Annotated in this window: 8 protein-coding genes, 1 other RNA gene and 1 pseudogene; 8 read left to right on the top strand and 2 right to left on the bottom strand. The window is 40.0% G+C overall.

The genetic code is table 11. From position 1 onward, the window contains the following. Nucleotides 1–358: 358 nt before the first annotated feature. Nucleotides 359–723: a transfer-messenger RNA gene (gene ssrA / locus B9D94_RS27110) on the top strand. A gap of 203 nt (nucleotides 724–926) precedes the next feature. Here the strand turns inward: ssrA and B9D94_RS27105 are convergent. Continuing rightward, nucleotides 927–1,680, bottom strand: a pseudogene (locus tag B9D94_RS27105) (IS5 family transposase). An 828-nt stretch (nucleotides 1,681–2,508) separates the two neighbouring features. On the opposite strand from B9D94_RS27105, the gene B9D94_RS27100 reads away from it, so the two are divergent. Then, the gene (locus tag B9D94_RS27100) at nucleotides 2,509–4,179 is read left to right on the top strand and encodes a ParB N-terminal domain-containing protein (protein ID WP_148248441.1); all 1,671 of its coding nucleotides are present in this window, start codon (nucleotides 2,509–2,511) and stop codon (nucleotides 4,177–4,179) included. Between the two features lies 1 nt (nucleotide 4,180). After that, entirely contained in the window at nucleotides 4,181–5,122 is a 942-nt protein-coding gene (locus B9D94_RS27095; protein WP_148248440.1) for a ParB/RepB/Spo0J family partition protein, read from the top strand. A 1,070-nt stretch (nucleotides 5,123–6,192) separates the two neighbouring features. Here the strand turns inward: B9D94_RS27095 and B9D94_RS27090 are convergent. Continuing rightward, nucleotides 6,193–7,059: an Abi family protein gene (locus tag B9D94_RS27090; protein WP_148248439.1), complete on the bottom strand. Its 867-nt coding sequence runs from the start codon at nucleotides 7,057–7,059 to the stop codon at nucleotides 6,193–6,195. A gap of 266 nt (nucleotides 7,060–7,325) precedes the next feature. Here B9D94_RS27090 and B9D94_RS27085 point away from each other — a divergent pair, with 266 nt between their 5' ends. The 5 genes from B9D94_RS27085 to B9D94_RS27065 all read left to right on the top strand — a co-directional run bounded on the left by B9D94_RS27085 (nucleotide 7,326) and on the right by B9D94_RS27065 (nucleotide 14,275). Continuing rightward, a complete protein-coding gene (locus B9D94_RS27085) occupies nucleotides 7,326–7,598 on the top strand; it encodes a DUF6809 family protein (protein ID WP_148248438.1) in 273 nt (90 codons plus the stop codon). Nucleotides 7,599–7,825: 227 nt separating this feature from the next. After that, entirely contained in the window at nucleotides 7,826–10,612 is a 2,787-nt protein-coding gene (locus B9D94_RS27080; RefSeq protein WP_148248437.1) for an AAA domain-containing protein, read from the top strand. Nucleotides 10,613–11,337: 725 nt separating this feature from the next. After that, on the top strand, nucleotides 11,338–11,982 hold the full coding sequence (gene lepB, locus B9D94_RS27075; RefSeq protein ID WP_148248436.1) for a signal peptidase I: 645 nt from the start codon (nucleotides 11,338–11,340) through the stop codon (nucleotides 11,980–11,982). Between the two features lie 211 nt (nucleotides 11,983–12,193). Next, nucleotides 12,194–12,973, top strand: a complete 780-nt coding sequence (locus B9D94_RS27070; protein WP_148248435.1) for a sensor domain-containing protein — start codon at nucleotides 12,194–12,196, stop codon at nucleotides 12,971–12,973. 270 nt (nucleotides 12,974–13,243) lie between these two features. Continuing rightward, on the top strand, nucleotides 13,244–14,275 hold the full coding sequence (locus B9D94_RS27065) for a WXG100 family type VII secretion target (protein ID WP_036636379.1): 1,032 nt from the start codon (nucleotides 13,244–13,246) through the stop codon (nucleotides 14,273–14,275). The last annotated feature ends 2 nt before the right edge of the window (nucleotides 14,276–14,277 follow it).

The following is a 14,277-nucleotide window of genomic DNA, read 5'->3' as shown; positions in this document are numbered from 1 at the left end:
CGGTAATGGGTAATTAGGGTAAGTGTCATTAGGTAATGAAAGCTAAGTATGATTTTGATTCCTGTATAAAAGAGTTGCGTCAACATGCTTGAATTTAGCATTATAGCTGGTTGGCAGCTTTTAGCTGTGTTACCTGCAATGTATATATCATTTTGATATAAAATGTGATATACTAAGTGATGTAAGAGAGATCAATAAGATCTTTGACAATCAGCATACAGCCTGCGTCTTCCTTTCTTGGAGGGAAAGAATGCGCAATAGATTGACTGCTATGACGGAATACATTCTTTGATTTAATCCGATAGCCCTTTTTGGCAGGAACGCTCAGGTGCGAAGCACTGGCATTTCTCCAACTTAAGGGGGCGTTTTTGGATTCGACGGGGATAGTTCGGGCATGAGTAGCGGGTAGTGGGGACGCGTCCACTTCATCAACGCTAAAGCCAATTAAACGGCAAACAACAAAACAACTACGCTTTCGCAGCTTAATAACCTGTGAGCGTGCTCTCGCTCTGTATCGCCCATGTACCGGGATGAGGGCTCAACTTTAGTGGGATACGCTGTCTAGTCTCCGCCTGGGGCTAGCTGAAGAAGACAATCAGGCTGACCTGAAGGGAATCCGGTGACAGGGAGTCTCTAGGGTGACATCAAATCTGTCACTACACCCGTAGAAGCTTGTGTTGTCGTTATCTTCGGACAGGGGTTCGACTCCCCTCGCCTCCATACATACTTAAAATCCACAATCAATTAAGATTGTGGATTTTTGCTGTCTCTCTGAAAACTATTTATGCTACCAGTGCGACAACTCATATAAATATTTAGATTTTTTTAAATGCTCTAAAGTTGTATTTAAAGCTTATTGTAACTGTGTAATCGTGCTCTGATAATTCTATTGGTTGAGCTAGAGCGTGTATGTAAACCTAAGCGAGTCAGATCATAATTGATGCCAGCGTTAAAAAAGCCTTGAACGAGCTTGCTAACTTATCAAAGCGAGTCGCCAACCGACGATAATGTTTTACTTTATTGAAAAAACATTCAATGAGATGCCGTTCTTTGTAAATTTCTTTATCCCATTTTCTTGGTTTGCGGCGATTTTTCTTACTGGGTATCACAGGCGTAGCTGATCGCTGCTCTAACAAATGAAGAATTTGATTGGTGTCGTACGCTCGATCAGCCAACACCTGTTTTTTCGTTAGATCCATTTGTTTTAACATTTTGTAGCCGGTTACCGAATCATGGCATTGATCTCCTGTCAGCTTAAAGCGCAGGGGATTACCTAGAGCATCAACCGCGGCGTGAATTTTGGTGGTTAGTCCGCCACGAGAACGCCCTATTGCTTGCTTGAGGCCCCCCTTTTGCTCCTGATCCATGTTGGTGGACACGGACAATTGTCGCGTCAATCATGACGCTTTCCCAATCAGGTTCAATGGAGACATGCTCTAAGATTTTGTCCCAAATGCCGGCGATTTGCCAGCGGCGAAATCGGCTGTAAACGCTGGACCAAGAGCCGTAGTAATCCGGTAAATCCCGCCAAGAGGCACCGGTGTGTGCAATCCATAACATGGCATTCAGCATATGACGATGGTCTTTCGGGGGTCTCCCTCCTTGTGGTTTTCGTTCCGGTAGCAGTAGGTCCTTAATCTTTTCCCATTGGTCGTCACGTATTTCATATCGTCTCATCATACTTGTTAATTACCCAAATTATAGGGTCAGAGTTTGCATACAGGACCTAGTCCAAATGGTTTTCCTAACATGAATTTATACTTTTTATTATTGAGTACTTGAAAGCTTTCTATGGGAGCATAATGTGTAATTTGAAATAGGTTTGCCTACATAAACGACTAAGTATTTGAGATTTTCTAAGCCACTCTAACCTCTTACCACTCATGATTTTACAAAAGACTTCGTTAAAACCCTTAATTCCAGATACAACAATTAAAGTATTTGCATATAATGGAGAGTCTTTGTCTTTTATTGTGTTGGCTTTAATGATTTCCTATATGAAATTCGAGTTCCAGATTGTATAGATGCATTGGATAGAATATCTGGTTTCGTAGTAGGCAACCCTGAAAGACCATACTTCTCCTCTAGCAATTTATTACTTTCACTAATTTCCTCAATTTTTTTGTATGGTGTCGTCTTTAGGTCTTGGTGATATCACCTTCTTTAGAGAATACTTTGCGCGGTTAATTTACAACTATCTGATCAACCGAGCGTTGACTTTTCCTGAAAACAATAGACTTTAATTTTGACTATGAACGATATTATTTTTTACAATGCTTAAGCTTAATAACATACTCGGGTGTTATCGCTTATCGCATATAGACCAGGATGAGGGCCAAACTTCAGTGGGAACGCTGTCACATACCCCTGGATCTATCTAAAAAGGAATCTTGTCAGAATAGGTACATCGTTGTTGAATGTTTGGAACCTTTGGCGAATGAGAGATTTCTAACGATATATTAAATTATAATTGTAATAAAGATGCTTACATGAGAGGAGGGTAGCATTTTGTATCAACCTCAATCCATGGAAACAACAATTGAAGACGTCATAGAAAGATATGCTAACAACGTAAAAAGAACAGTAAATAAATTTATGAATGTTAGAATGTTATATGATAAATGGCTCCTAGAAGACCTGATACAACAAGGTTATTTAGGGCTTATTGAGGCATATCCAAAATATGATTTTAATAAAGGTAAGGAGTTTTTCTGGCGTTACGCCTATAAATTCGTAAAGGGTAGAATGATAGAATTTACGATACAACATTTTAATTACATACGACCAAGCAAAAAAATAAACAGTCTAATACTAGAGATAAAAAGAAGGGATCTCCTAGGGCAGTCGCCTTACCACATATCCCAAGCACTAGGTTGCTCCTATGGCATGGCTGTAAATGCTCTGCATTTTATATTAATTCGCCGTATGGTTTATTTGTATGAACCAGCCACTACAAACCAAAAACAACATGATGAGCAACAAGTCATTGATAAAGTGGCGGCTGAGGGAAATGAGGACGAGCTATTTCTGATCGAAAGTCAAAGTGGATTTTCCGAAATAGAGCAAAAAATATCGTTGATGTTAATTAACGGATATAGCAGAGAAAATATAATCGAGCATTGCGGTATGCGTGCTATTGAATTGAAAGAAACTATGGATGAGATACTAAAAAAATGCGGATTCGATAAACAGACAATCTTCGATAGAAACGAGGACTTACTGATGCAAATTTCAACGTTGGAAGAGGGTGGCCAGAAGTTGCAGGATGGTGAGAAGAAGAACTTTGAATGGGTGAAGGTCGAGTTAATTAGTTCCAGTCCCAGTAATCCAAGAAAGAATCTCGCAGTCAAAACAGTACAATTGCAAGAAACATTAACGTCAAAAGGATGGGAGGAACCGGTGACGTGTTATAAGAGGGGGGACTATTATATCTTATTGGCCGGTCATCGCAGATGGTATGCCTCCAAACAATTGGGATTTAAAAAGATACCTGTATTTATTGTAGATCCTCCAGCAAGTAAAGCAGAGGAGAAGGACCGGCTAGGGTCTTTGCAAAGTATTCAGGTCGATTGGACCCCATATGAATCAGCAAGGAATATTTATGACCGTTGGATCTATGCTGGAGGGATAACCTATACCGAATTCGCAAAAAAAATAGGCGTTCCCAAATCAAAGATCGCAGCTAAAATTCGTGTTTATAAATATTACCAACGTGCTGAGATAGAGGACAAGTTAACGAATGGAATGTATTCGATTTCGATGCTGGATTATATCCTCACATGGATCAAGCGTTTAGAAAAATATCAACCGGATTTTGTGAAATCAATAACCGAAGAGTTCATCAGAACACAGATGTTAACGAAATACGAAAATAAGTGTTTTAGTAGCCGTATCGCCAACGATAGAGATTTTGTATGCAATGCTAGCCCTGAAGAGATATTTTCATTTCTTTCGGATACAACTAAAACATTGCGACAATCAGAAATTGAACTGACTATAGAAAAAGCGAAAAAAGAACGTAATGACAGTAAAATATATCAACTGTTAGACGAATCAGTAGAGGCCTTAAAAAAGATAGAATGGAACGATCTAAAAGAAGCTCAGCAAATAATGAGCGAGTTGGATAAGATATTGGGAGAAATCACTATAAAAAATCTTGAGTTAAAGGGGGGATTATAATATGAGGGGGTTCCTCGATTTTATTATGGCAGATATAAAGCACGTTATCCCTAATCCACTAAATCCACGAACCAATAATGCGATTAAGACAGATGAAATACAGCGGGTATTAAAAGAAAAAGGGTGGGAGGTACCTATCACTTGCTATCAAAAAGGTGATCAATACGTCATTTTATCGGGTCATCGAAGATGGTACGCAGCCAAAAAATTATCCTATAAGAAGATACCCATATATCTGGTGGAAGCTCCTAAAACTAAAGAGGAAGAACAAGAAAGACTTGGTTCTGTACAAGGGGGGAAATCAGATTGGAGTGTTTATGAATGGGCTAAACATACTTATGATATGTGGATATATTGGGAAAAATGTTCGTTTAGAAAGCTTGCCCGTAAAATGAACAAAAGTTGCTCCTTTGTCTCTTTGAGAGTAAAGATATTTAGCTACTACCCACACTCTGAGATTGAAGAAAACTTAAAGAATGATAGATACTCCATCTCCATATTATCGTATTTAATCAAATGGTTAGATACCTTATCCAGAACAAAACCGGAGATAGTAGAACATTATACATTAGAGTTGATAAGAACAACAATGTTAGCTAAGATTGAAAAAAATTTAGTAGGGATACTGGATCTTAAAAATGATTCATTTATTCATAATGCCAGCAATGGGCAAATTAAGAACTTTTTATTGGATCCTAATAAGAAGTTGTTAGAGGCATTACTTGAAATAGATGGATACAAAAAGAGATATAATGGAAAGACCAAAATGAAAGCGTATGTTAATGAAATCAACTACGTAAATGATATTATTAAAGGATTAGACCCTCCAGGGAATGTAGAAGAGCGAAAAAGGATGCAGAGCATATTAAATGACTACAATAGTCGAATATTAAAATTGAAAGCACATGTGCAAGCTTATATAAACGATAATTCATCTATATAAAATGTAATTAACAAATTAACATTACGCCAAACTTAAAGGCCTAATGGGTATTGAGGTAGTATGAGAATCCAAATGTGGTAAGAGCCGTGAATAATATTGAATTAGGACATACGATGAGTGTGTGTGTGGAATAAGTGCTATGCACAAATGATGAATTCCGCTTCATTAAAACAACATATATAGCGGATAAAGAAACTCAGGCTCATTTTCGAAACGATTCCTTTGTCCGCGACTAAAGCGACAAGTGGAAGAAGATGAAATCGATCACCTGCTGTCTGAGGATGACTCGATGATTGCTCCCACCAAGCGCTGCAGTACAACTGGCTTTGACGTGGGTGACAGTGTAAAGTGCAGACCTATGGGAAGCATGAAGAATCCAAGCTGTTGCGGTCAACTATGAGACGGGGGACGCGGTTTGGATTCGAGTTTTAAATTAGCTGTTTATATGGGGGTTATCCGAGTCGGAAGCTTGCGTTAATCCTATAGTCAAATTTATATCATGCAGCGGATTTGCAATCTTTTTAAAAGGAGCATCCTTCCGTGGGATTCCTGGCTGTTCACGGTTGTCTCATCAAGTTTTTCTCCGTGTTAATTGATCTTTTGTCTGGTTGGTTTGTGCTCATTGAAAGATCCTCTTGTGGAATAAGTTGTAGTTCAATTATGTACCGATCGTCCTAATACTGGAATGAGCATGAACTTATTTCATTCACGCTTCTTCTTCATTGATCAGCGTCGCATAGGCATCTGGCCAAAGCTTCCATCTTCAAGCGCAATCATTTCAGTTCTAACGGCGCTGGTTGCAAACATGCGCTCACCCGACTTTGTTTTAACGTCAGGGAAGCGATAGCCAGACCTACGACTTAGCCGGTTTAGTTACGGCCTCTATGCCTTTCTTCTTTAGCAGCTCTATTAGAATGTCATGTTATGCTTCCCAATAGGAGCCTTCCTCAGATTGCCGATTTGTACTAATCTGAATGTATAAAGCTGCTCATGGTAAACCTCCCATATTGTACTTAAAAGTATTGTACTTGGGTATATAGGCAAAAGAAAAAGCCCCGAATATTGGAGCCTTAGACTGTTTTTAGTAGGGTTGACCATTTCTTTTTGAAACCCATTCTATTAATATCGACATCATCATACTGTTCAATCAATGCCTCTAGACGCGTGACCCAGGAATTCCAAAGTGTATGGTCCTTTATAAGGTACTTCATATTAAATATTTGTGTGTATAGATGATGTTCCTGTAAGTCTAAGTGTTTATCTGTACGGAGTATTTTTGGCTTTGTAATAATCAAACTATTAAATAGTCTACTGTGATGTGCGCAACGATTTCTTAGTATTTTTAAAATGATAAGCCAATTTTTAAGTACTGTATTGTGTAAATTGTACTGATTGGATATCTTGATCTGGTCATCAGTTCTTAAATTTTTGTGAAGCTCCACAAGGTTAGAGAATGTGGCCATCTCTAAAGCAACCCAAACTGGAAAAACTCCATTTCGATTTTCGCGATGGTGCTTTACAAACAACTCATTTGATTTGTTTAATTCATTATCCAAAATCTCCAGTAATCGCTGGTGTTTTTCTTCGTTCACAAAGTTGTGTGGATCTCTGTACCCTAAATCCGGATAGTCATGAGCAATCATGTAGGTTAGCTGTGTTCTAATAGAGATTTCGATGTATTCGATTAGTTCCATCAACATCAATCTAAGTGATTTATCGAACTCGTAGTGGCGATGGATTTTTTCGAAGGTCGTACCTTCAGCATATTTATTATCTTTTTTAAAGGTCAGATCGTATCCGGTGAAGCGATAATAGCTAACTCTTGTTAATACCTCGATTGCTTTTTCCTCATCTTCAATGATCATTCCACGATCTTTAAAAAGAGAAATCATTTCTTGATGTGTAAGAGCCGGCTTTATTCCAACTGATGAAGTCATAAAAAAGCCCCTAATAAAAAATTGGCTCGCCCTAAGCGCCAATCAGTCTAGACTGATTGGCGGGGCGAGATCTGTTACCATAATATTACTACTTGTGTACACTTTAGTCAACAAAGCGTTGAAAAAAATAGACATTCTGTAGAAAAATTATAAAACAGTGCAGTAAAAAATAGACCCACTACGTATAAGCGTACCACATATTGCAATAACATATGATACGCTAACTTTATCATTCAAAGTCTTAAGTACAAAGGAAGGAGAATCCCATGCCAAGCTTCCTGGAATCCCTATATTACGGACAGTTGAATCCTGTAGAGAAGGCTGTTTCCACCGATCCTCAGTATCGCCAATTGAGCCGGCAAATATCCGAGTCCATGGATGCTTGGAAGAAGAGGCTTTCCGATGATGATTTTCATGAGCTTGAGGAGTTATTAGATTTATATCGACAAGTCCAAGGACTGGAAATGGTTGCTTCTTTTACTGATGGTTTTAGACTGGGAGCGACGATGATCATCGAGGTGTACTCTGAGATCGTGTGATTAGTAAGAACACTCATAGAACTGCCGTAAAGACACGAACAGTGTCTTTTTTTATACCGCAAAATATTGACTATCACCCTACCCCGCATATAGCAAAACGAATTTCATAACGCATACAGCTCCCATAAGGTATCTTCGCTCTAAATTCCTCAGCGCGGCAGGAATATTCCCCCAGTTTATAGAAACCTCTGTATATAACATCGACTATACATACAAAAGAGGCTGCCATGGACCAAGAGAGATTTATGATCATCGTTAAAGGTGATGACAAGACACAGGATGTATCTTCATATGAAATAGATCCTCCAATAGTAAGGATTATATATAAAGGTTCTTCCAAGGCTTATCCGTATCAACTCAATGATATACAGTTACTGACGCCGACCGTTCAGGACATAACGGAGGATATGGCTGTTTTTAACGATGAGTATCCTTTTTATAATGTAAAACGGGTGCTAGATTTCGGGCCAAAGATTCGGGTGTGTTTCAACAATGGGAGTATTCGTACATACGATAGTGGACGTATTCAAGTTAGAAGTAGTAGTACCCAAAACGCTGAAGGGCGTCAGATTCTGGACTATTGGCGCGCGATTTCAAAATATGTAAAAAGTGAGGATGAACAGGAGAACAAGGAAGCTTTTTTGGCCAAGCAATTTGCGAAACTACATTATGTAGATCCGGATAGTGCTTTGAGCCATTATCTTCAGAAAAAACCTATAAAGAGCGATATCCCGGTTACAAGCGAACCGATTTTCCCGTTCAGGTACAATTTGAGTCAAAGGACTGCGCTTGAGCAGGCTTTAAAAAGCACCATCAGTATTATCGAAGGTCCTCCGGGCACGGGTAAAACCCAGACGATCTTAAACATCCTTGCGAATCTGGCGGTTATGCAGGGGAAAAAGGTAGCGGTTGTTTCCGGTAACAACGCTGCAGTTCTGAATGTACAAGAAAAGATGGAACGGCAAGGGTACCACTTTTTTGTAGCTAGTTTGGGCAACCAAGAGAACAAGAAAAAGTTTTTTGCCAATCTACCCAATTGGGATGTAGCGGAATGGTCCAGTGAGTTGCCAGAGGATGAGTTAAACGCCAAACTACAAGATTTGGATCAACGTATTCACCGCTTGATGGAACTGGATCGGGCGAAGGCACAGCTTATGCAGAAGCTGTCGGCCTATTTGCTTGAACAGGAGCATTTTGAGCATTATTATGCTAGACAGGATGTCCCGCCTTTAGAGAAGTTGTCATTTTACCGGCAGACACCAAAGCGGATTCTGGAGTTTATGAAAGACAGCTTCCTGGCTGTAGAGATGAAAAGGAAATATAAGCTCCTATACCAATTCAAGTTGTTCTTTAGGCATGGTTTTACGGATTTCAAACGATTGAAAGAGCAGGGGCTGGATGTCATCTTGAATGTTCAGCGTAAATTTTACACGTTAAAAGTTGAGGAGCTATCAGATCGCATTCAGGAGCTTGAGAAAGAATTGGAGTCCCAGGACTATCAAGCCTTAATGGATCAGCACCAGCAGTTCTCCGAAACGCTGTTTCGGCACCGATTACATGAGAAATACCATAACCGTCCAGCTGTGGACTGCAATGAGAAGACATACACTCACAACAACAAGTTTAAAACGTTTATCGAGCACTATCCGATTATGCTTAGTACAACGCATTCTTTGCGGAATTGTATACCTGCGAATTACTTATTTGATTATTGCATCATTGACGAATCCTCACAGGTTGATCTGCTGACAGGGGCTCTGGCTTTGTCCTGCTGCAAGCAAGCTATTATTGTGGGCGATACCAAGCAACTGCCGCATATCGTGGGGAAGGAGATTGTACAGAAAATCCAGAGCCAGGCGGCTCCTGACATGGATGAAGCTTACAGTTATATCGAGCATAATTTGTTGTCGTCCATGTTGGCTTTATACGGGGATTCCGTTCCAAAAGTGATGTTAAGAGAGCATTACCGCTGTCATCCCCAAATTATTGAATTCTGCAACAGGAAATATTACGATGGCAAATTGATTGCTTTTACCGATCCGGGGATTTCCGAATCTCCTTTATTGATCTACAAGACGTCACCGGGCAATCACATGAGGGAAGTAACCCATGGCAAAAAAGGAAAGTTCAATGTCAGGGAACTTGATGTCATTGAACAGGAAATTCTGTTGGGGTACCTCGAAGCAGCAGCAGGGCATGCGGATATCGGCTTTGTGACGCCATATCGCAAGCAAGTGGAGAAAGCGGCTCTGCAATTCACTGCTGACATTGAGAGCGACACGATCCATAAATACCAGGGACGTGAGAAGTCCGTTATGATCATGTCTACAGTGCTCGACCGAACGAGAGCAGGAGGCATGGGGATGAAGTTTGTTAATGATCCTTGCATGATTAATGTGGCTGTGTCCCGTGCGCAGGAGAGGTTTATTCTGGTAACCGATCAATCTGCGTTTCGCAAGTATGGGAATGAAGTGGGTGATCTCATGCGATATATGGAATATAGCACGCTGGACAACAATGTCGTGGAGAGCGAGATTCATTCTGTATTTGACTTGTTATACAAGGAATACTCGGATAATCTCCAGGAATTTCGAGAACGCGTTCGTTTCTTTAATAAATCAAGGCATCGGAGCGAGAATTTGATGCACGCCTTGCTCGACCAGATATTACAGGAGCCTATGTTTAAGGATTTTGAACTAGGGAATCAGATTTTACTGATGAATTTATTTACCGACCTGGAACGGTTAAATGAAGAAGAGCGCAGATTCGTCCGAAATCGTTCTTCTGTTGATTTTGTGATTTATCATAAACTGGACAGATCGCTAGCGCTGGCGATCGAAGTTGATGGATTTGCCTTTCATGAGAACAATCCTGAACAATTAAAGCGAGATAAGAAAAAAGAAGAGATTTTCAAAAAATTTGGAATGGAATTAGAAAGGTTCCGTACCAACGAGAGCGGGGAAGAACAGAGGATTAGGGAGCTGTTAGGCTCTATGTTGTATAAGGTGGAATGATCTACATAGGGTTCGGTGATAATTCTCTCATCTGGAGTGAGAGGAATAGGGCTCCATAACATGTGTTTTGAATTGAAGTTTCTAAAAAGATTGATTGTTGAAAATAGTGCCGCCATCGCTGTTTTTTAAGCTCTGTACTGAAGCATCTTTAAGTCGGATGCTCTTTTACGATTTATCTTGTTATTGTTTCAAGCAGGGGGTGTTTATGATTGAATGGTCTGTTAAAACTCTGGATGTTTCTTACTTCATCAGTATCAATTATCGGTATAATTGTCTTCTGGCCGAGATATGTCGATAACGATTTCCCTTTGTTTACTGATATATCTATGGTTTTAATATTTTTACCGAGTTTCTTTATTTTTTTCTCAATATTATCGTTTCTTATAAATCGATTCTTCGTTAGAAAGATTTCATTTAAAGTTTTGCTAAGTGTAATATTATATTGTTTATCATTTTTTGCGTCATATTTTCTTTTCAAAAATATTTGGAGTGTCAATGTGAGATTCATATCGATCTCTTTGACGTCATTAGTTGGTCTAATTCATTACTTAATTTCAAATGGCTTGTCTCTCGTAAATTCAGCAATACAAAAAAAATCAGATGAAAATATTGGGTGAAGAAAATTTAATAGCTCTACTTTTAAGTAGGATCTATTTTTGTTTTTTAGTGTTACATGTAAGTGCATCAGGATATGTTAGATTTGTACCGACGCAGGAGGTGCTGGGATGAGAAGAACGTGGATTCTTGGTCTTATTTTGATTTTTCTAATGTCGGGATGTTCTACAGATAAGACATCCACGGAGAGCATAAACGATTCAGAAAAACCGAAGGTATTAAAAATAATTGACTATAGACTCGACAACATGAGCCGTCAACGAACGGAATATCATTATGCTGAGGATGGTTCGTTAGTAATTGACTCGGAAATCGACCATACGACTATGAAGCCGGGCGATATTGTTTATTTTATACCTCCAGAGTTTGAAGAATTTAAGGATAACCCAAATTTTAAGTTAGCTGACCATTATATTTCTAGACTTATCGCAAGTGAGGGAGATAGTGTGGAAATAAAAGAAGGAGTGGTTTATGTCAATGACAAAAAACTTGATGGCTTTTACGGTGCGGCAGCAAAATACGGTCTAACTGAGCAGGAGTATATTGATAAACAAAAAGAAATTGACCCCAATTTTAAATTAACTCAGGAAGACCATGATTTTTTTAAACAAAACATGGGTAAAGTTGAAATTCCTAAAGAATATATATTTGTCTTAGGTGATCATTGGGGAAGAAGTGTGGACAGTCGTCATTTGGGCCCCGTTCCATTTAAAAATATTCAAGGTAAAGTACTGGGGGTCACTAAAGAATTTTAATATATTCTTCGACGAGCAATGAGTGATATAATGCGGTTCCTATACCTCACTAACAGCGTCCTAGCTTCAACAAGTTCATCTAAGCCAGCCCAGTCCCTAGTCTAAAGTCTAGGTTCAGATACCCCCTAAGACGGTTATGTCGGGCAAATAAGGCAGATATAATGGATGTATATCTGAGAGCGTGACTTATGAAGCCAAGGAGTGTTTGAATATGAAGGCAATGGAAACGACCGCCAAGGCGCGGGCAGGTAAGGTGAACTGGGTGCTTTTTAATCCAAAAACCTATGCAACGATCCTCTACTTAATGCTATCCCTTCCATTAGGGATTATCTATTTTACAGTGGCCATCACGGGAATTGTACTATCCATTGGATTAACTCCCGTATTTATCGGAATACCGCTGTTTTTTGGAGTAGCCAAGCTGTTGAATGGGATTGTGATTTTTGAACAGAGCTTGATTAGACAAATTTTAGGTTTACCTAATCCTCCTGTAGCGTATAGCAACCATCAACAGTCAGAAGCGGGGCAGAACTGGTTGAAACGAATGGTGAGAGGTTTTGACGGTGGATTATTTATTCGAAATCTGCTGCTCGTTTTACTAAGATTTGTAACGGGTATCGTATTCTTTGTTGTTATGGTAACGGTGATTTCACTAGCACTGGGATTGATTGCTCTGCCAGTCGTGCATATCATTTTGATGAATGAAATGCAGCTTGATATTTTAGAGAATAGCTTGTTTAGTTATTTTCATATCGATTGGACCTATAATCAGCAATATCTGCTGTACGCAGGCGTTGGACTTGTTCTTTTTTGGATCGCTCTTCGCGTCGTAAATGGGCTGATGCAAATTCAGCGCAGAATCATGTATGTGGATGAGCCATATCCGCAACCGTCAGTACCAGTGGAAGCACCTGTTCAATCGCAATATTATGAGTACGAAGAGGATCAGCCCGCTCAAGGGATGATGCAGACGGCGTATAGAGAGCTTTAGAAGCTCTCTTTTTTTAATTCCACTACTTGAAGCGTGATTTATTTGGACAACTGAAGATTATTTAGTCCATTTGGCACAAGGTACTTTACTTTTGACTGAACGATATGGGTTTGAATTCGTAATCGGCTCTGTCCTCCGACTATGGGGAAAAGGAAAATGGTCCCAAGGTCCTAACGATTTTTTACTATTCTGTTACTTGTTCCTTTTGTGAAGATGGATGACCTTTACTACAATAATTACATTAATCTGTATATTGTTGAGGTGAGTGCCATGGGTAAAATATTAGTTCCTCCGGAAAGACTTATGGAGATATCCCAACAATTTGCACAGGCCAGGGAGATCGGGGTGCAAATTTGCAGCCACCTTACCCAGCAGATTCAAATTCTTGAAAGTGGATGGGAAGGTACGACAAGGCAACAATTCTATCAAAATTTCCAGCTGGCCCGTCAGCAAATGGATAATTTCACCACAGCGGTGGGTTCAGTCAGCACGGAATTACATACGATTGTCAACCGTTTTAAAGAGGCCGATTCCACTCAAGTTTCTTTACAGGCAAGGACGGCCGCCGATCCGATTGATCAAACCCAGAACGTGTTAGACAGCTCGCTTGAAGCAAGAGATAATCTGGAAAAGTGGGGAACTCTCCTATACAGCTCTGTGGGTGCTTCCTTAGTCTTAACCAAGACGGTACAACTCAGAGTAGATCCTAGAAATCCGTCCCGAGCCAAAATTCATAATGCTCCATGGGTTAAAGGCAAAGGTAACAATACGTTCTTGAAGAACTTGGCAAGAGGCATAAATCGCCAAATTGTGAACCCAGGCTTCATGATGAACGGAATCAAAGGCTTTGATAGAGTGGCAAGCAAATTCGGTCTCAATTTTGGGCTAGGCTTTAGTCAAGCTAAGAATTTTCCTCAATGGACTAGACAGGTCATAGTCGGCGTGGAAAAAGGTAGATATGGGATCGCTACCAAGAAAATCCCAGGCATGATCGCCAAAAAGATATTCCCGATTAACGCAACCTTTAATGTGATCGGTGAGGCTTCCGGCCTTGTCAGTAAGTATCGTGAGGGCAAGCTTAACGGGGAAGAAGTAGCTGTAGCCGCATCCAACGTTGTTGTAAAAACAGCCGCCACCTATGGCGGAGCTGTAGCAGGCGGAGCCGTCGGAGCGATGATTGGCGGTCCGGTTGGTGCGGCCATCGGTTCCTATGTAGGCGGTACGGTTGGAGCCTTTGTCGGTGATGGCGCAGCTAAAGTGGTCGAAAAAGGAGTTCGCTGGATTAGCGGACTGTTCAAATAATT

The organism is Paenibacillus sp. Cedars (assembly GCF_003184205.1).
In the GTDB taxonomy this organism is placed as follows: Bacteria; Bacillota; Bacilli; order Paenibacillales; family Paenibacillaceae; genus Paenibacillus_AQ; species Paenibacillus_AQ glucanolyticus.
This window is presented reverse-complemented; position numbering and strand designations above follow the sequence as displayed.